This is a genomic window from Streptomyces sp. NPDC101219 (genome assembly GCF_044767675.1).
GTDB lineage: Bacteria > Actinomycetota > Actinomycetes > Streptomycetales > Streptomycetaceae > Streptomyces.
On the sequence record NZ_JBIWOK010000007.1, the window covers coordinates 44,326 to 62,002 of the forward strand.

Below are 17,677 nucleotides of genomic sequence, written 5' to 3' on the forward strand. Positions count from 1 at the left end.
GCGCCGGGCCGGGGTGGACGCGCGCGGAAGCGCGTCGTAACGTCGCCCCGGGCCGTGATCGCACGGCCGGCCGACCGTCCCCGGAGGATGTTCCCGTGTCCGCGTCCGCGAAGCTGCCGCCCTTCGACCCCGCCGACCCCCTCGGGCTCGACGACCTGCTGGAGCCGGAGGACCTCGCCGTCCGGGACACCGTGCGCAGCTGGGCCGCGGACCGGGTGCTGCCGCACATCGCCGACTGGTACGAGAAGGGCGAGCTGCCGGGCATCCGGGAGCTGGCCCGCGAACTCGGCGGGATCGGCGCGCTGGGCATGTCCCTCGACGGGTACGGCTGCGCGGGCGCGAGCGCCGTCCAGTACGGGCTGGCCTGCCTGGAGCTGGAGGCGGCCGACTCCGGGATCCGCTCACTGGTCTCGGTGCAGGGTTCCCTGGCCATGTACGCCATCCACCGGTTCGGCAGCGAGGAGCAGAAGCAGCGATGGCTGCCGTCGATGGCCGCCGGTGAGGTCATCGGCTGCTTCGGCCTCACCGAACCCGACCACGGCTCCGACCCCGCCGCCATGCGCACCTACGCCAAGCGCGACGGCACCGACTGGCGGCTCACCGGGCGCAAGATGTGGATCACCAACGGTTCCGTGGCCGGGGTCGCCGTGGTGTGGGCGCAGACCGACGAGGGCATCCGCGGCTTCGCCGTGCCCACCGGCAGCGCCGGGTTCTCGGCGCCCGAGATCAAGCACAAGTGGTCGCTGCGCGCCTCAGTCACCAGCGAACTCGTCCTGGACGACGTGCGGCTGCCCGCCGACGCGGTGCTGCCGGGGGTGACCGGACTGCGCGGGCCGCTCAGCTGCCTCTCCCACGCCCGGTACGGGATCGTGTGGGGTGCCATGGGCGCGGCCCGCAGCTGCTTCGAGACGGCCGTGGACTACGCGACGTCGCGGGAGCAGTTCGGCCGGCCCATCGGCGGTTTCCAGCTGACCCAGGCCAAGCTGGCCGACATGGCGGTGGAACTGCACAAGGGGATTCTGCTCGCCCACCACCTGGGGCGGCGCATGGACGCCGGCCGGCTCCGTCCCGAGCAGGTCAGTTTCGGAAAGCTGAACAACGTCCGCGAGGCCATCGACATCTGCCGCACGGCCCGCACGATCCTCGGCGCCAACGGGATCTCGCTCGAGTACCCGGTCATGCGGCACGCGACGAACCTCGAATCGGTGCTCACCTACGAGGGCACCGTCGAGATGCACCAGCTCGTGCTGGGCAAGGCGCTCACCGGGCTCGACGCCTTCCGGTGAACCGGCGTCCGGCGCACCCGCGCGACGGCGGGGCCGGTGAGCGGCCCCGCCTCAGCTCTGGTTGTAGAAGCCGTCCGAACGATGCGCGGCCGGCTCCCCGCTGACCACCTCGGTGTCGGCGGGGCTCAGCAGGAACACCCGGTTGGACACCCGCTCGATGGACCCGCGCAGACCGAAGATCAGCCCGGCGGCGAAGTCCACCACGCGCTTGGCGTCGGAGGCCTCCATGGCGGTGAGGTTCACGATCACGGGAACACCGTCGCGGAACAGCTCGCCGATGGCGCGGGCGTCCCGGAAGCTGTCCGGGGTGACCGTGCCGATACGGCGGCCCTTCTCCTCGGCCACGTCGGCCGCCACCTTGACCCGCGGATCGGTGACCCAGGCGTCCCCGGAGTCGTTTCCGTCGGAGTAGTCGTCGTCGTAGTAACGCTCGTCTTCGTTGTCGTCGACGAGGCCGAGCCAGGCACTCGCCTTGCGTACCGATCCCATGGACGCCTCCTCTCACAGCGGTCTTTCTTGCTTTCCGCATCCCTATGGTCATCCATGATGCGGATGGCGCGCCAAGTGGATAGACGCCGCGCGGGGGGTTTGTGACGGTACTGGTGCACAGCGAATCCGTCGAGAGTCCGTGTTTCCCAAGGGTCTTGGTGTAAACGGCTGCTGACTGTGAGTGAAATAATATTCTTCTCGGCGTACGGGTGATGAGCGGCGCGTACGGGTGAAAGGAGCGGCCGGTACGATGCCGCAGCCCGGCTCGTACGACTCACGGGGGAACGTCGTGTTCGGAATGGTCAGACCCTGTCGGCACCGGCTGGGGGAGAAGCTCACGGCCCAGTGGACGGCGCATTTGTGCGGACTCTGTCTCGCCCTGCGCAGGGACCACGGGCAGCTCGCACGTGTCGTCACGAACTACGACGGCCTGCTCATATCGGTTCTGACGGAGGCTCAGTCGGAGCGCGCCGACACGGGACGGCGCACGGCGGGCCCGTGCCCGCTGCGCGGCATGCGCACCGCGTCGGTCGCGCACGGTGAGGGGGCCCGGCTCGCCGCGGCCGTCTCGCTGGTCCTCGCCTCGGCCAAGGTGCGCGACCATGTCGCCGACGGGGACGGGCTGCTGGCCCGCCGTCCCGTGGCGCTCGCCGCCCGCCGGGTCGCGGCGGGCTGGGACCGGGCCGGAGCCCGCTCGGGCGCGGACGTCGGGTTCGACACGGCCGTGCTCGTCGACGCCGTGGACCGGCAGGCCGGACTGGAGACGCTCGCCGGCCCCGGGACACCGGTCCTCGCCGTCACCGAGCCCACCGAGACCGCCACCGCGGCGGCCTTCGCGCACACCGCGGTGCTCGCCGGCCGCCCGCACAACGCCGACCCGCTCGCCGAGGCCGGACGCCTCTTCGGGCGGCTCGCGCACCTCCTCGACGCGGTCGAGGACCGGGAGGCCGACGCCGCGGCGGGTGCCTGGAACCCGCTCGCCGCCACCGGCACACCGCTGCCGGAGGCGCGCCGGCTCGCCGACGACGCCGTGCACGGCATCCGGCTCGCGCTGGACGAGGTGGACTGGGGGAGCGGCGCGCCGGGGGGAGGGGGCGGCGACAGCCGGCTGGTGCACCGGCTCCTGGTGCACGAGCTGCCCCGCTCCGTCGACCGCGCCTTCGGCACGGCCTCCGCCGTCCACGCCTCGCACCCCTACGCACCGCCGGGCGGTCCGGGCGCCCCGCCGCCGCCCGGGCCGCCGCGCCGGCGCGGTCTGCTCGCGGGCTGCGCGGTGTGGACGGGGCTGGCCTGCACCTGCCAGTTGTGCTGCGGCAGTTACCACGACCCCTGGAGCGGCGAGTACAAGGAGGGCGTCTGCTCGCGGCACGACTGCAGCGGGTGCGGTGACTGCTGCAACTGCTGCGAGTGCTGCAACTGCTGCAGTTGCTGCGGTGAGGACGGCGGCTGCGACTGCGGCTGCGACTGCTGACCGGGCGGCGCGCGGGAGCGCGGACCGGCGCGGGCCGGGCGCGGACGGATCCGGAGGGGCTACTTCCGGACATCCGTCCGGCGCGGCCGGAGGCGGTGACACAGGGGTGACCACGGGTGACGCACCGCATGTGAGGGGACCAAGTCGCACAGATGGTTCAAAGATTGACGGCTGAAAGGCACCCTTGTGCCGACCGGTCGTTCGGCCGAATACTCACCGACAGCGCTTGTCAGGGGCACGGCACGTCCGGAATCCGGGCGACCGGTCCCTGACTGCGCCTCACGGGCCCACAACCCCACGAGGGCCCCCTACTTCCTTTGTGGAGGAACGAGAAGTGAGGATCAAGCGCACCACCCCTCGCAGCGGCATCTCGAGACGCACCCGGCTGATCGCCGTCACGTCCGGCCTCGTGGCCGCTGCCGCGTTCGCGGTCCCCAGCGCGAATGCGGCCGACACCCCCACCACCTTCAGTTCCGCCGAACTCAAGAGTGTGAGCGGTTCGGTGCTGAAGGCCGACGTCCCGGGCACCGCCTGGGCGGTCGACAGCAAGACCAACCGGGTCGTCGTGACCGTCGACAGCACCGTCTCCCAGGCCGAGATCAACAAGATCAGGCAGCAGGCCGGGGGCGACGCCGACGCGATCACCATCAAGCGCACCCCGGGCACCTTCAGCAAGCTCATCCAGGGCGGCGACGCCATCTACGCGAGCAGCTGGCGCTGCTCCCTCGGCTTCAACGTCCGCAGCAGCAGCGGCACGGAGTACTTCCTGACCGCCGGGCACTGCACCGACGGCGCGGGCACCTGGTACTCCAACTCCAGCCGCACGACGGCCATCGGCACCACGGCCGGATCCAGCTTCCCGGGCAACGACTACGGCATCGTCCGCTACACGGGCTCCGTCAGCCGGCCCGGCACCGCCAACGGCGTGGACATCACGCGGGCGGCCACCCCGAGCGTGGGCACCACCGTCATCCGTGACGGCTCCACCACGGGCACCCACAGCGGCCGGGTCACCGCGCTCAACGCGACGGTGAACTACGGCGGCGGCGACATCGTCTCCGGCCTCATCCAGACCACGGTCTGCGCCGAGCCCGGCGACTCCGGCGGCCCGCTGTACGGCAGCAACGGCACCGCGTACGGTCTGACCTCCGGCGGCAGCGGCAACTGCCGCACCGGTGGCACGACCTTCTTCCAGCCGGTCACGGAGGCCCTGAGCGCCTACGGCGTCAACGTCTACTGACCGGCGGGCCCCCGGGGGCCGGTCCCGCACCGCGGACCGGGTACCACCGGCCCCACGGGTCCCAGCGCGGCCGTCGACGCGGCGAGCCCCCGCACGCAACCAGTGTGCGGGGGCTCGCCCCTGTAGGGGCCACGGAGTTACCGTCGAGGGACACACCAGGACGCGCCGGGCGGCACCGGCGCGGGTTCACCTGATGCGCCACTTCGGACCCTGGGGGCCGTGATGGTCGAGGAACTGGTGACGGCGGGAGCAGCGCTGGCGTCCGCCGGGGCCGTCTATCTGATGGCGGCGGCCCGCGTCGTCAAGCAGTACGAGCGGGGCGTGGTGTTCCGCCTCGGCCGGCTGCGGCCCCAGGAGCGGGGACCCGGGTTCACGCTGATCGTGCCGTTCGTGGACCGGCTGCACAAGGTGAACCTGCAGATCGTCACGCTGCCGGTGCCGGCCCAGGAGGGCATCACCCGGGACAACGTGACGGTGCGCGTCGACGCGGTGGTCTACTTCAAGGTCGTCGACGCGGCGGACGCCCTGGTGGAGGTCGAGGACTACCGGTTCGCGGTCTCGCAGATGGCGCAGACCTCGCTGCGCTCCATCATCGGCAAGAGCGACCTGGACGACCTGCTGTCCAACCGGGAGAAGCTCAATCAGGGGCTGGAGCTGATGATCGACAGTCCCGCGGTCGGCTGGGGCGTGCACGTCGACCGGGTGGAGATCAAGGACGTCTCCCTGCCGGAGACGATGAAGCGCTCCATGGCCCGCCAGGCCGAGGCCGACCGGGAACGCCGGGCCCGCATCATCAACGCCGACGCCGAGCTCCAGGCGTCGAAGAAGCTCGCCGAGGCCGCCCAGCAGATGGAGGACACCCCCTCCGCGCTCCAACTGCGGCTGCTGCAGACAGTCGTCGCCGTCGCGGCCGAGAAGAACTCCACCCTCGTCCTGCCCTTCCCGGTGGAACTGCTGCGCTTCCTCGAACGCGCCCAGCAGCCGGTGCCCACGGCCGCGCCCGAGACCCCGCGCGCCGCGCGGCCGACGGTGGAAGCGGTGGAGGCGATGGAGGCGGTGCAGGCGGTGACCGAGGCGGTGCGCGAGGCCGTGCCCGAATCGGTGCGGGAGCAACTGCGGGCCGTGCCTCCCCGCGTGGAACCGGACTCCGAAGAGTCGAATTCCAGCCACGAGTAGACACCCCCTGAGGTCCTCCGGGTTACTCGCTCGTAATGTTTGCAGTGCGAACCGTCCTGCGGGTCCATGAACTGTCAGGACATAGGGGGCGTGCGGTCGTTGTCGTACGCGCGTCCTGAAGTCGACCTTGTGTGCTCCCCCGGGGCTGGGAATAGTAGGCGGCGTTCAACCGGCACGAGCGCGGCTTCTTTCGTCTGCCGCCCTTGTGGCCGTACGCCTTCCGGCTCGTGAGGTCCCCACAACCTCCCGGGCCGTCCCCCCACAGGAGGACGTCAGTTGAAGCACCGACGCATACCCAGGCGGCGCGCAGCGCTGGCCGGGGCGGGCATCGCCGCCCTGGTCGCCGCGGGAGTCACCTTCCAGACTGCGAACGCCAGTGAGACGCCGGACACCCCCGAGCCCCGGACCCTCTCGGTCACGGCGGCCGGAAAGCTCGCCTCGACGCTCGCCGAGGACCTCGGCGCCGACGCGGCGGGAACGTACTACGACGCGAAGAGCAAGAGCCTCGTGGTCAACGTGCTCGACGAGGCAGCCGCGGAAACCGTCGAGTCGGCGGGAGCCGAGGCGAGAGTCGTGGCGCACTCCCTGGCCGAACTGAAGGGGGCGCGCACCACCCTGGCGAAGGACGCGAGCATCCCGGGCACCGCCTGGGTGACCGACCCGACCGCCAACAAGGTCGTCGTCACGGCGGACCGCACGGTCTCCGAGGCCGACTGGGCCCAGCTGACCGAGGTCGTCGAGGGGCTCGGCGCCAAGGCCGAACTCAAGCGCACGAAGGGCGAGTACCAGCCCTTCATCGTGGGCGGCGACGCCATCACCGGCAACGGCGGGCGCTGCTCGCTCGGCTTCAACGTGACCAAGGGCGGCGAGCCGCACTTCCTCACCGCGGGCCACTGCACCGAGGGCATCTCCACCTGGTCGGACTCCTCCGGCAACGTGATCGGCGAGAACGCGGCGTCCAGCTTCCCGGGCGACGACTACGGCCTGGTCAAGTACACCGCCGACGTGGACCACCCGAGCGAGGTGAACCTCTACAACGGCTCCACGCAGGCCATCTCCGGTGCCGCCGAGGCCACGGTCGGCATGCAGGTCACCCGCAGCGGCTCCACCACCCAGGTGCACTCGGGCACGGTCACCGGCCTGGACGCCACCGTGAACTACGGCAACGGCGACATCGTCAACGGCCTGATCCAGACCGACGTGTGCGCCGAGCCCGGTGACAGCGGCGGCTCGCTCTTCTCGGGCAGCAGCGCGGTCGGCCTCACCTCCGGCGGCAGCGGCGACTGCTCCTCCGGCGGTACGACCTTCTTCCAGCCGGTGACGGAGGCCCTGTCGGCCACCGGTACGCAGATCGGCTGATCCCGGGTTCCGTACGTGTCCGCGACGTCCCGTCCCGCCTGCGCGGGGCGGGACGTCCGCGTGCCGGGCGTCAGGTCCGCCGGCGGGCGTGCGCCAGCGCCGCCCCCATCGTGACCGCGACGCCCACGACGGCCCACGCCGACAGCACCAGCAGGGCACCGGTCACCGCGTTCCCCTCGAAGTAGGTGATCGAGCGGGCGGCCCAGGTGCCCGCGCCCGGGGGCAGCGCCGGGCCGATCGCCGCCCAGAACGGCGGCAGCAGGGGAGGCGGCAGCGCGCCGCCGGAACTCGGGTTGCCCAGGATCACCACGATCAGGATGGCCACGCCGATGCCGACCACCCCGAGGAGGCTCTGCAGGGCGAGCGTGGCCGCGCCCACCGCGAAGGTGATCAGCGTGCCCAGCCCCCACAGGGCGAAGAAGCCGCCCGGCAGCGCGTCCAGCACGGGCCCGGCGAGGAGCGCTCCGCCGAAACCGCCCACGATCGCGACCAGCACCAGGGTGCCGAGCCGGATCCCCGCCCGCCGCGGGGTGGAGGGGCGGGCGCCCGAGCTGATGGCGAGGATCGACGCGCACAGGTAGCCGCCCACGCACCAGCCGACGACGACGTAGAAGGACGAGAGGCCGTTGGCGTCCCGGGAGGAGGCCGGGAGCATGTCGACGACCCGCACCGAGCGCTGCTCGGCGTCCTCCAGGGTGACGGTCAGCTTCTCCAGGGCGGTGGCCAGCGAGGTGCCGCCGCCGGTGGCGACCAGCAGGGTGTCGGTGGTGCCGGCGGGGTCCACGATCAGCGCGCCGTCGATCTTCCGGTCCAGGATCTGCTGCCGCGCGCTCGCCTCGTCGGCCACCGGGCGCGGGTCCAGGGGGGAGCCGGGCAGCTGCTCCAGCCGGGTCACCGCCTGCTCGGCGGCGGCCTGCGGCGCGACCACCCCGAAGGGCGCGTCCCGCAGTTTCGGCTGGTGCAGGGCGCCCACGTAGGAGGTGATGAACAGCAGCTGGAGGGCGAGCACGCCGAGCACGAGGAGCGTGGCGCGCGGGGTGACGGCGTTCCTCACCTCCCGGAGGAACGAGGGGGGAGAGGGGCGGGCGCCGGTGGTCTGCGTCATGCCCCCACGGTCCGGGGGTTCGCGCGTTCCCGCAGGTGGGAAGGGGCCGAAAGGGGGTCGCACATACATTCGAGAATTGGTCTATGGTGGGGGTGAGGTAGCTGGGAACATATGTTCGAGAGTCGGTCGGGACTCACGAGTGCGGGAGGTGCGTGTGCCGGGTTTCACGCATCTGCACACCGTCTCCGGGTTCTCCCTGCGCCACGGCGCCTCCCACCCGGAACGGCTGGCCGAGCGTGCCGGGGAACGGGGCATGGACGCCCTCGCCCTCACCGACCGCGACACCCTCGCCGGGAGCGTCCGCTTCGCCAAGGCCTGCGCGAAGGCGGGCGTCCGCCCCCTGTTCGGCGCCGAGCTGGCGGTGGCGCCCCCTCCGTCCCCGGCCGGTGCGACGGCCGTCCGCGGGGACGAGGCGGTGCGCAGGGAGCGGCGCCGCACACCGGTGCGCGGCGGTGCCTTCGTCGACGACTCGGCGCCCCGGGTCACCTTCCTCGCCCGGGACGGCGCCCGCGGCTGGGCCGACCTGTGCCGTCTGGTCTCCGCCGCCCACGCCACCGGGCCGGGCGTCGCGTCCGAGCGGGGCGGCCCCCCGCCCGGCGGGCTCCCGCTGCTGCCCTGGGAGGACAACCACGCCGACGGCCTGACCGTGCTGCTCGGCCCCGATTCCGACGTCGGCCGGGCCCTCGCCGCGGGCCGCCCCGACCGGGCGGCCCGGCTGCTCGCCCCCTGGCGGGAGGTCTACGGCGACGCCCTGCGCCTGGAGGCCGTCTGGCACGGCCGCGGCGGCACCGGCCCCGGCTCCCTGCGGCTGGCCGCCCGCACCCTCGGCTTCGCCGCCGAACAGCGCGTCCGCCCGGTGCTCAGCAACGCCGTCCGCTACGCCGACCCCGGTCTCGGGCCGGTCGCCGACGTCCTGGACGCCGCCCGCCGTCTCGTCCCGGTCGACCCGGCCAAAGGGCTGGACTCCGGCGAGGCCTGGCTCAAGGACGCGGACGCCATGGAGCGGGCCGCCGAGCGGATGGTGGAGGCCGCGGGCTTCCGGCGCGCCGCGGCCCGCCCGCTCCTGGAGCAGACGCAGGCCACGGCCGCCGAGTGCCTGGTCGACCCCGACGACGACCTCGGCATGGGGAGCGTGCACTTCCCCGAACCGCACCTCGTCGGCGCCGGCCGCCGCACCGCCCAGCGGGCCCTGGCCTCCCGGGCGACGGCGGGCATGGTGCTGCGCGGCTACGCCGGGCGCCGGGACTACTGGGAGCGGATGCACCACGAGCTGGACATCATCGCCCACCACGGATTCGCCTCCTACTTCCTGACCGTCGCCCAGGTCGTCGACGACGTGCGGGACCTCGGTATCCGGGTGGCCGCGCGCGGCTCCGGCGCGGGCTCCCTGGTCAACCACCTGCTCGGCATCGCGCACGCCGACCCGGTCGAGCACGGGCTGCTGATGGAGCGCTTCCTGTCCAAGGAGCGGGTCGTGCTGCCCGACATCGACATCGACGTGGAGTCCGCACGCCGGCTGGAGGTCTACCGCGCCATCATCGACCGGTTCGGCACCGAGCGGGTCGCCACCGTCGCGATGCCGGAGACCTACCGGGTGCGCCACGCCATCCGGGACGTCGGTGCGGCGCTGTCCATGGACCCGGCCGAGATCGACCGGATCGCCAAGTCCTTCCCGCACATCCGCGCCCGCGACGCCCGCGCGGCGCTCGAGGAACTGCCCGAACTGCGGGAACTGGCGGGGCGGAAGGACCGGTACGGCAGGCTCTGGGAGCTGGTCGAGGCCCTCGACGCGCTCCCGCGCGGGGTCGCCATGCACCCCTGCGGTGTCCTGCTGTCCGACGCCTCCCTGCTCACCCGCACGCCGGTGATGCCGACCAGCGGCGAAGGCTTCCCCATGGCCCAGTTCGACAAGGACGACGTCGAGGACCTCGGGCTGCTCAAGCTGGACGTGCTGGGGGTGCGGATGCAGTCGGCGATGGCGCACGCGGTCACCGAGGTGGAGCGGGCGACGGGGGAGCGGGTCGATCTGGACGCGGTGCCGGAGGGCGACCCGGCGACGTACGGGCTCATCCGGTCCACCGAGACGCTCGGCTGCTTCCAGATCGAGTCGCCGGGCCAGCGGGACCTGGTCGGGCGGCTCCAGCCGGCCACCTTCCACGACCTCGTCGTGGACATCTCCCTCTTCCGGCCCGGGCCGGTCGCCGCCGACATGGTGCGGCCGTTCATCGAGGCCCGGCACGGGCGGGCGCCGGTGCGCTACCCGCACCCGGACCTGGAGGAACCGCTGAAGGGGACCTACGGGGTGGTGGTCTTCCACGAGCAGGTCATCGACATCGTCTCGATCATGACCGGCTGCGGACGCGGCGAGGCGGACCGGGTGCGGCGCGGGCTGTCCGACCCGGAGTCGCAGGGGCGGATCGAGGTGTGGTTCGCGCAGCACGCGGCGGCCCGGGGCTACGACGCAGAAACGATTCACCGCACCTGGGAGATCGTGGCAGCGTTCGGCTCCTACGGCTTCTGCAAGGCGCACGCGGTCGCCTTCGCCGTGCCCACCTACCAGTCGGCGTGGCTGAAGGCGCACCACCCGGCCGCCTTCTACGCGGGGCTGCTCACCCACGACCCCGGGATGTACCCGAAGCGGCTGCTGCTGGCGGACGCGCGGCGGCGCGGGGTGCCGATCCTGCCGTTGGACGTGAACAAGTCGGGAGTCACCCACCGGATCGAACTGGTGTCTGATGCAAAGGGGTTGAATGGGGTGAAAGGTCACCAGGCGCCGGAGAGCGGGGAGGCGTGGGGGCTGCGGCTGGCGCTCTGCGACGTGCACGGCATCAGCGAGGCCGAGGCCGCGCGGATCGCCGACGGCCAGCCGTACGCCTCGCTGCTCGACTTCTGGGAGCGGGCCCGGCCCAGCAGGCCCGTCGCCCAGCGGCTGGCCCAGGTCGGCGCGCTGGACGCGTTCGGCGCCAACCGGCGCGACCTGCAACTGCACCTCACCGAACTGCACCGGGGCGCCCGGGGCGGACGCGGGGACCAGCTCCCCCTGTCCGGCGGCCGGCGGACCGCCCCGGCGGGGCTGCCCGACCTCACCCCGCCGGAGCGGCTCAGCGCCGAACTGGGCGTGCTGTCCATGGACGCCTCGCGCAACCTGATGGACGACCACCGCGCCTTCCTCGACGAGCTGGGCGTGGCCTCCGCCCGGCGGCTGCGCGAGGCCCGGCACGGGGAGACGGTGCTGGTCGCGGGCGCCAAGGCGGCCACCCAGACCCCGCCCATCCGGTCCGGCAAGCGGGTCATCTTCTCCACCCTGGACGACGGCACGGGCCTGGTGGACCTCGCCTTCTTCGACGACTCCCACGACGCCTGCGCCCACACCGTCTTCCACTCCTGGCTGCTGCTGGTGCGCGGTGTGGTGCAGCGCCGAGGCCCGCGCAGCCTCAGCGTCGTCGGCTCCGCCGCCTGGAACCTCGCCGACCTGCTGGAGGTGCGCCGGGAGGAAGGGCTGGAGGGCGTCGCCGCCCGGCTGGCCGGGCCGGGTGGCACCGGCACCGGGGCCGACGACGGCGACGGTCCGGCCCGCCGGCGGCTCGCCGGTTCGGACGGCCGCCCGGCGCCCGCCGGCTCCGCGGCCCGGGACCCGATGGAGGACAGGGAAGGCCGGGAGGACGGAGAGGACCGGGAGGACGGAGAGGACCGGGAGGGCAAGGAGGAGGACCGGACGATCCGCATGCCCACGGGGTACGAGATGCACCCCTGGGCCGATCTGCGTCCCGCGGGTGAAGGGCCCGCGGTGGGAAGGAAGTTGTGGCACCAGAGCCCGGGGAGTGCGGGATGACCATCCTCTGCGTACGTTTCCAGCTGCCGTCGGCGGACGAGGCCGCCCTGCCCGCCCTGCTCGGTCTGCTGGAGGAGTTCACGCCCGTCGTGCAGGCCCTGCCGCCGGACACGGCGCTGGCCGATCTGCGCGGCGCCGAGCGGTACTTCGGCCGCACCGCCGTCGAACTGGCCTCGGTGATCCGGGTCCGCGCCCTCGCCCTGCACGGCGTCGACTGCGTGATCGGCGCGGGATCCGGACCGATGACGGCCCGCATGGCCCTGCAGGAGGCCCGGCCGGGACTGACCCGCGCGGTGGCCGGGGACGAGGTACGCGAGTTCCTCGCCGGTCGGCCCGTCGTCGCGCTGCCCGGGGTCGGCACGAAGACCGCCCGCACCCTGTGCGAGTACGGCCTCGACACCCTCGGCCGGGTGGCCGCCGCCCCGCTGTCCACGCTCCAGCGGCTGGTGGGCGCCCGGGCCGGCCGCGAACTGCACGAGAAGGCGAACGGCGTCGACCGCGGCCGGGTCGTGCCGAACGCGGTCTCTCGGTCACTGGCCACCGAACGCCCCTTCACCCGCGACGAACTGGACCCCGGCCGGCACCGCCGCGCCCTGCTCTCCGCCGCCGGGGAACTGGGCGCCCGGCTGCGCGCCCTGGACAAGGTCTGCCGCAGCCTCACCCTCACCGTGCGTTACGCGGACAGGTCCGCCACCACCCGCACCCGCACCCTCCCCGAGCCGACCGCGCACTCGGCGGCGCTCACCAGGACGGCGTACGGCCTGTACGAGGCGCTCGGTCTGCAGCGGGCCCGGGTACGGGCGATCGCCCTGCGCGCCGAGGGACTCGACGCGGCCGAACGCGCCTCCCACCAGCTCACCTTCGACCCGGTGGACGAGAAGGTCCGCAGGATCGAGGAGGTCGCGGACCGCGCACGGGCGAAGTTCGGTCCCCGCGCGGTGATGCCGGGGACGCTGGCTGCCTGATGTGGGCGGGTTTGTGACGTCATATCAGGTGGGCGATGAGGTTTGGTGGTGAACGGCGATAGTTTTTACCGACCCGTAACTTCCGGGTTTTCCTACTCGCCCGTAACTTGATGGGTGAACAGCATCCTCGTGATCCGGATCACCAGGCGTACGCCGTCGCATCCTCCCCTTGAGCGCAAGGAGATCACCCGATGCTGCCCTGGAAGCGAGTGCTCAGACCGCTGGCCGCGTTCCTGCTGGCCACTGCGGCCGTCACCGTCCCCACCGCCACCAGCGCCCACGCCGCCCCCGCCGCCCGGACCGCCGCCGCACCCGACCGCGGCTGGAACGACTACTCCTGCCGGCCCTCCACCGCCCACCCCCGCCCGGTCGTCCTCGTGCACGGCACGCTCGGCAACTCCATCGACAACTGGCTGGGCCTCGCGCCCTACCTGAAGCACCGCGGCTACTGCGTCTTCTCCCTCGACTACGGTCAGCTCCCCGGCGTTCCCTTCTTCCACGGGCTGGGCCCGGTCGAGAAGTCCGCGGAGCAGCTCGACGTCTTCGTCGACAAGGTGCTCGCCGCCACCGGCGCCGCAGAGGTCGACATCGTGGGCCACTCGCAGGGCGGCATGATGCCCCGCTACTACCTGAAGTTCCTCGGCGGGGCCGCCGAGGTGAACGCCCTCGTCGGGATCGCCCCCAACAACCACGGCACCACCCTCAGCGGCATCGCCAACCTGTTGCCGTACTTCCCCGGCGCGGCGGACTTGTTGAAGTCGGCCACCCCCGCCCTCGCCGACCAGGTCGTCGGCTCCGACTTCCTCACCAAGCTCAACGCGGGCGGCGACACCGTGCCCGGGGTCCGCTACACCGTCATCGCCACCCGGTACGACCAGGTGCTCACCCCGTACCGCAACCAGTTCCTGAGCGGCCCGAACGTGCGCAACATCCTGCTCCAGGACCTGTGTCCGCTCGACCTGTCCGAACATGTGGCGATCGCCCTGGTCGACCGCATCGCCTTCCACGCGGTCGCCGGCGCCCTCGACCCGGACCGGGCCAGACCGACCACCTGTGCCTCCGTGTTCAGCTGACACGTGTAGGTGCGCCGAGCACACCGGGGCCTGTCCGGCCTGAGCCGCCGGACAGGCCCCCGGTCGTCGGGTCAGCGGCCGTGCCGCGCGCCCGCCGCACGCCGGCGGGTGGACGCGAACAGCGCCGCCGAACCGAGCGCCAGCGCCGCCGCACCGCCGACCATCAGGTACGGGGTCGTGCTGTCCCCGCCGGTCTCCGCCAGGTTCACCGGGGCGCCGGCCGCCTTGGGCCGGTTGCCGGTGCTCTCGTCGGCGCCGGTCCCCTCCGCCTTCGCCGCGGGCGTCGGGTCCGTCGTGGTGTGCGGGTCGTCGTCCCCGTGGCCGTGGTTCTCGACGGTGGACTTCTCGGCGGCGGCCTTGATCTGCTCCTCGGAGGGCGCGGACGCGACCGGAGCCGGGGCGGCCTCCTGCTTCGGCGTGTCCGCGGCGGACTCCCCGCCGGTCCCGCCGCCGTCCGCCTCGCCGGCACCGCCGCTGCCGCCGAACGTGACGTCCGAGCAGGAGTAGAACGCCTCCGGGCTGTCCGAGCGCTGCCACACCGCGTACAGCAGTTGCTTGCCGGAGCGCTCCGGGAGCGTGCCGGAGAAGGTGTAGAAGCCGCCGGACGCCGCCGGGTCGGTGGAGGTCGCCACCGGGTTCGCCAGGTCGAGGTCGCCCCAGGCCAGCGGCTTGGACGGGTCGTAGCCGGGCTTGGTGATGTACACCTTGAAGGTGCCCTTGTGCGGGGCCGTCACCCGGTACTTGAAGGTGTACGAGCCGCTGCTCACGCTGGTGGCCGGCCAGTCGGCGCGGGCCAGGTCGAGCCCCTTGAACGCCGGGTCGCCGGCGCTGCACAGCTTGCCGTCCGGGATGAGCTCCTGATGGCGCCCGCCCGCGTCGCCGATGCGGATGCCGTTCCAGTCGTAGAGCGCCTGCGTGCCGCCCGCCGCGACCGCGGCCTTGCAGGCGTCCGACTTCGGGCTCTCCGGGCCCTCGGCGTAGCACTGCGCGACCCGGCTGACCGGGTCGCCCATCGAGCCGTGCGCGGACGCGGGGGCGGCGGACAGCCCGGCCAGGGCGAGCGGGACGATACCGACGACGGCGACGGCGGCCTTGCGGCGTGCGGGCATGGGGCAGCAACTCCTCGGAACGATCACAGGACTTGGGGAAGGGGATCCCGTGGGGGATGGCTCAGAAGCTAGCCCCACGGAAGCGGGAAATCGTCCGGTGAAAGCGGTCCGGGGTGATCCTTATGGCCCCGTTAAGGGAGTGCTCAGGCTGCGCTCAGGTACACGGTCCGGGAACATCCGTCCGGTCAGTCCTCGGGCCACCAGGTCCGGGCGATGTCCTTGCGGATCTCCGGACGCCCGGCGGGGCGCTCGTCGGTCTCCTCGCCGGTGCGGCGGGTGCCGGTCTTCCTCAGGGGCTTCTGCACGGTGGTGCGGCGCATGGCTGCCTCCTCCGGTCCGCCGGGTTCCGCGGTCTCACGGGGGCAGACCTTTCGGGCGAGAGTTCCTCATCGGTCCCGGTCTGTCTGTGGCGGCGGTCACCCTCGCACTGTCAGTGGCGGGTGTCACTCTGGACCGCATGACGGACGACGGTGACGTGACGGACCCGACGGGTACCGACTGGGACGAGCTGGCCCCCGCCTTCGACGACGAGCCCGACCACGGGCTGCGCGATCCCGCGGTCCGCGCCGCCTGGGCGGCCCGGCTGCACGCCTGGCTCCCCGCCCGGCCGGGCGACGTCCTGGACCTCGGCTGCGGTACGGGGAGCCTGTCGCTCCTGGCCGCCGAGCAGGGACACCGGGTGACCGGGGTCGACCGGTCGCCGGCCATGGTGGGCCTGGCCAGGGAGAAGCTGGCCGGGCGCGACGCGGTGTTCCTCCAGGGCGACGCGGCGGCGCCGCCGGTCGGGGAGCAGCGCTTCGACGTGGTCCTGGTCCGCCACGTGCTGTGGACGCTGCCGGAACCGGGCAGGGTCCTGCGGCACTGGCGGGGACTGCTGCGCCCCGGCGGCCGGCTGGTCCTCGTCGAGGGGGTGTGGGGCACGGCCGCCCCGGCCGGCATACCGGCCGGCCGGCTCACCGCGCTCCTCGCCCCGCTCACCGGCCGGGTCCGCCTGGAGCGGCTGTCGGACGACCCGGCCCTGTGGGGCAGGGAGGTGGACGACGAGCGCTACGCGGTGATCGCGCGGGTGGACTGACGGCCCCGGGCGCCCCGGACGCCGGACCGGCACCGCCCGCCGGGGCCGGTCCGACGGTGGCAGGAGGTCATGCGAGCAGGCCGGCGAAGCCGTCGGCGCGGCGGGCCAGCGACTCCAGCTCGTCCAGCGCCCGCAGGGCCGCGGCGGCCGCCTCCAGGTCCGCCGCCGCGAGGCCGCTCCGCGCGAACTCGTCCTCGTCCAGCCGCAGCACGTCCCCGCCGTCCGCGGAGCGCCACAGGTCCAGGTCGAGGTCCTCCACGACCAGTTCGGCACCGGACCGCACGGCGGGCCGGGTGACGTCGCAGTAGTGGCCCTTCAGCACGCCCCCCGAGGTGCGCACCTCCTTCACCGCGTACCAGCGGTCGCGCCAGAAGTGCTCGGTGAAGACGTCACCGGGTTCGAAGCGCACGAAGCCGAAGTCGCGCACGCCGTCGCCCGCCCAGGGCGCCCGCACGCTGATCCGGGTGCCGTCGTCGTGGAGCAGCTCCGCCGGATAGCGGATCTTCGTACGGCCCGCCTTGACGAGGACGACCTCCAGCCGGCCGGCCGGGCCGGGGTCAGCCGAGTTCGCGGACATACCGCACCTCCGTCGCGCAGATGTCGTAACCGAACCACTTGTTGACGGCGATCATCGGCTCGTTGCCCGCGTCGTTGCCGGTGAACGCCTCCGTGCACCCGGCGGCACGGGCCCGGTGTAGGGACGTGTTCTTGACCAGCCTGGCCAGGCCCCGGCCCCGGTGGGTCCGGGCGGTGCCGGTCATGGCGGTGCCGTAGCGGCCCTCCCCGTCGGTGTGCGCGGCGGTGAAGGCCACGGGACGGCCGTCGGCCACCGCGACCGTCGTCAGGCCCAGGTCGAGCAGCGGGTGCCGCCAGGTCTCCTCCAGCCAGGCCGGGTAGTCGGAGAACTCCGAGGCGATGTCGCTCGGTTCGTCCACGGACACCTCGGCGTCCAGGGCGAACAGCGGGCGCGGGTCGTCCGCGAAGTCGGCGCCGGTGCGCAGCTCCACCCCGGGCGGCGGGGCGGCGAGCGGGGGCAGGGTGCCGTTCGCCAGCTCCAGGCGCAGGAAGTGGGCGGACCGGCTGGGGCGGTAGCCGTGCCGTTCGGCGAAGGCGCGGTTGCCCGGCTCGTCGGGCACCCAGCTGAAGACCTTCCGGACCCCGAGGGAGGCCAGCCGTTCCTCGGCGGTGCGCAGCAGCAGCGACCCGGCGCCGCGCCCGGTCCGGTCCGGATGCACGTAGACGTTGGCGGAGCCCTGGCCGGGCTCGGGGCTGTCGTGGGCCACGCTCAGCTGCGTTGTGCCGATGATCTCGCCGTCCGCCTCGGCGACGAACTGCCCGGAGTGGGCGTCGGGGTGGGAGTGCCGCAGGTGGTGCAGCACGGTGTCGGGGGTGGACAGCATGAAGGGGACGGCGAGGCGGCGGACGCGGGAGAACCCCTCGGCGTCGGCTCGCACCTCCGGTCGCAGGTCGCGCACGATGACGGTCATGGAGGCGCAC

15 protein-coding genes are annotated in these 17,677 nt (G+C 73.1%); 9 read left to right on the forward strand and 6 right to left on the reverse strand.

Annotated features, from left to right (window positions below):
* Positions 1-95 precede the first annotated feature (95 nt).
* Positions 96-1,286, forward strand: a complete 1,191-nt coding sequence (locus ACIRPP_RS15390) for an acyl-CoA dehydrogenase family protein (RefSeq protein ID WP_403642284.1) — start codon at positions 96-98, stop codon at positions 1,284-1,286.
* 51 nt (positions 1,287-1,337) lie between these two features.
* Here ACIRPP_RS15390 and ACIRPP_RS15395 read toward each other — a convergent pair whose 3' ends face one another.
* A complete protein-coding gene (locus tag ACIRPP_RS15395) occupies positions 1,338-1,775 on the reverse strand; it encodes a cell division protein SepF (protein WP_164334598.1) in 438 nt (145 codons plus the stop codon).
* A gap of 289 nt (positions 1,776-2,064) precedes the next feature.
* Here ACIRPP_RS15395 and ACIRPP_RS15400 point away from each other — a divergent pair, with 289 nt between their 5' ends.
* The 4 genes from ACIRPP_RS15400 (at position 2,065) to ACIRPP_RS15415 (ending at position 7,021) form a co-directional block, all read left to right on the forward strand.
* A complete protein-coding gene (locus ACIRPP_RS15400) occupies positions 2,065-3,246 on the forward strand; it encodes a DUF5685 family protein (RefSeq protein ID WP_403643051.1) in 1,182 nt (393 codons plus the stop codon).
* A gap of 334 nt (positions 3,247-3,580) precedes the next feature.
* Positions 3,581-4,486 carry a S1 family peptidase gene (locus ACIRPP_RS15405; RefSeq protein WP_403642287.1) on the forward strand — a complete coding sequence of 302 codons (906 nt, stop codon included), beginning with the start codon at positions 3,581-3,583 and terminating at the stop codon, positions 4,484-4,486.
* A 222-nt stretch (positions 4,487-4,708) separates the two neighbouring features.
* Positions 4,709-5,662, forward strand: coding sequence for a slipin family protein (locus ACIRPP_RS15410; protein ID WP_403643053.1), 954 nt, complete (start codon positions 4,709-4,711; stop codon positions 5,660-5,662).
* Positions 5,663-5,938: 276 nt separating this feature from the next.
* Positions 5,939-7,021, forward strand: coding sequence for a S1 family peptidase (locus ACIRPP_RS15415; RefSeq protein ID WP_403642290.1), 1,083 nt, complete (start codon positions 5,939-5,941; stop codon positions 7,019-7,021).
* A 70-nt stretch (positions 7,022-7,091) separates the two neighbouring features.
* Here the strand turns inward: ACIRPP_RS15415 and ACIRPP_RS15420 are convergent, their stop codons facing one another.
* Positions 7,092-8,126 (reverse strand): DUF3533 domain-containing protein, encoded by a 1,035-nt coding sequence (locus ACIRPP_RS15420; protein ID WP_403642292.1) that lies wholly within the window; start codon positions 8,124-8,126, stop codon positions 7,092-7,094.
* Positions 8,127-8,280: 154 nt separating this feature from the next.
* Here ACIRPP_RS15420 and ACIRPP_RS15425 point away from each other — a divergent pair, with 154 nt between their 5' ends.
* The 3 genes from ACIRPP_RS15425 (at position 8,281) to ACIRPP_RS15435 (ending at position 13,996) form a co-directional block, all read left to right on the forward strand.
* On the forward strand, positions 8,281-11,958 hold the full coding sequence (locus ACIRPP_RS15425; protein ID WP_403642295.1) for a DNA polymerase III subunit alpha: 3,678 nt from the start codon (positions 8,281-8,283) through the stop codon (positions 11,956-11,958).
* Positions 11,955-12,923: a DNA polymerase thumb domain-containing protein gene (locus ACIRPP_RS15430; protein ID WP_403642297.1), complete on the forward strand. Its 969-nt coding sequence runs from the start codon at positions 11,955-11,957 to the stop codon at positions 12,921-12,923. Before ACIRPP_RS15425 ends, ACIRPP_RS15430 begins: the two co-directional genes overlap by 4 nt.
* Before the next feature lie 191 nt (positions 12,924-13,114).
* Positions 13,115-13,996, forward strand: coding sequence for an esterase/lipase family protein (locus tag ACIRPP_RS15435; RefSeq protein WP_403642300.1), 882 nt, complete (start codon positions 13,115-13,117; stop codon positions 13,994-13,996).
* 71 nt (positions 13,997-14,067) lie between these two features.
* Here the strand turns inward: ACIRPP_RS15435 and ACIRPP_RS15440 are convergent, their stop codons facing one another.
* Together ACIRPP_RS15440 and ACIRPP_RS15445 are read right to left on the reverse strand one after the other, a co-directional pair.
* Positions 14,068-15,105: a lytic polysaccharide monooxygenase gene (locus ACIRPP_RS15440; protein ID WP_403642303.1), complete on the reverse strand. Its 1,038-nt coding sequence runs from the start codon at positions 15,103-15,105 to the stop codon at positions 14,068-14,070.
* Between the two features lie 185 nt (positions 15,106-15,290).
* Complete coding sequence (locus ACIRPP_RS15445; RefSeq protein WP_263867784.1) at positions 15,291-15,425, reverse strand: hypothetical protein; 135 nt, start codon at positions 15,423-15,425, stop codon at positions 15,291-15,293.
* A gap of 137 nt (positions 15,426-15,562) precedes the next feature.
* Here ACIRPP_RS15445 and ACIRPP_RS15450 point away from each other — a divergent pair, with 137 nt between their 5' ends.
* Entirely contained in the window at positions 15,563-16,180 is a 618-nt protein-coding gene (locus tag ACIRPP_RS15450; RefSeq protein ID WP_403642306.1) for a class I SAM-dependent methyltransferase, read from the forward strand.
* Positions 16,181-16,247: 67 nt separating this feature from the next.
* On the opposite strand, the gene ACIRPP_RS15455 is transcribed toward ACIRPP_RS15450, so the two are convergent.
* Entirely contained in the window at positions 16,248-16,757 is a 510-nt protein-coding gene (locus ACIRPP_RS15455) for a DUF402 domain-containing protein (protein WP_403642308.1), read from the reverse strand.
* Positions 16,738-17,667 carry a GNAT family N-acetyltransferase gene (locus ACIRPP_RS15460; RefSeq protein ID WP_403642311.1) on the reverse strand — a complete coding sequence of 310 codons (930 nt, stop codon included), beginning with the start codon at positions 17,665-17,667 and terminating at the stop codon, positions 16,738-16,740. Before ACIRPP_RS15460 ends, ACIRPP_RS15455 begins: the two co-directional genes overlap by 20 nt.
* Positions 17,668-17,677 lie beyond the last annotated feature (10 nt).

Excerpts from the sequence above, each read along its gene's own strand:
- ACIRPP_RS15395 (WP_164334598.1), bottom strand. The coding sequence starts at position 1,775 with ATGGGATCGGTACGCAAGGCGAGTGCCTGGCTCGGCCTCGTCGACGAC.
- ACIRPP_RS15410 (WP_403643053.1), top strand. The coding sequence starts at position 4,709 with ATGGTCGAGGAACTGGTGACGGCGGGAGCAGCGCTGGCGTCCGCCGGG.
- ACIRPP_RS15420 (WP_403642292.1), bottom strand. The coding sequence starts at position 8,126 with ATGACGCAGACCACCGGCGCCCGCCCCTCTCCCCCCTCGTTCCTCCGG.
- ACIRPP_RS15430 (WP_403642297.1), top strand. The coding sequence starts at position 11,955 with ATGACCATCCTCTGCGTACGTTTCCAGCTGCCGTCGGCGGACGAGGCC.
- ACIRPP_RS15435 (WP_403642300.1), top strand. The coding sequence starts at position 13,115 with ATGCTGCCCTGGAAGCGAGTGCTCAGACCGCTGGCCGCGTTCCTGCTG.
- ACIRPP_RS15440 (WP_403642303.1), bottom strand. The coding sequence starts at position 15,105 with ATGCCCGCACGCCGCAAGGCCGCCGTCGCCGTCGTCGGTATCGTCCCG.
- ACIRPP_RS15445 (WP_263867784.1), bottom strand. The coding sequence starts at position 15,425 with ATGCGCCGCACCACCGTGCAGAAGCCCCTGAGGAAGACCGGCACCCGC.
- ACIRPP_RS15450 (WP_403642306.1), top strand. The coding sequence starts at position 15,563 with ATGACGGACGACGGTGACGTGACGGACCCGACGGGTACCGACTGGGAC.
- ACIRPP_RS15455 (WP_403642308.1), bottom strand. The coding sequence starts at position 16,757 with ATGTCCGCGAACTCGGCTGACCCCGGCCCGGCCGGCCGGCTGGAGGTC.
- ACIRPP_RS15460 (WP_403642311.1), bottom strand. The coding sequence starts at position 17,667 with ATGACCGTCATCGTGCGCGACCTGCGACCGGAGGTGCGAGCCGACGCC.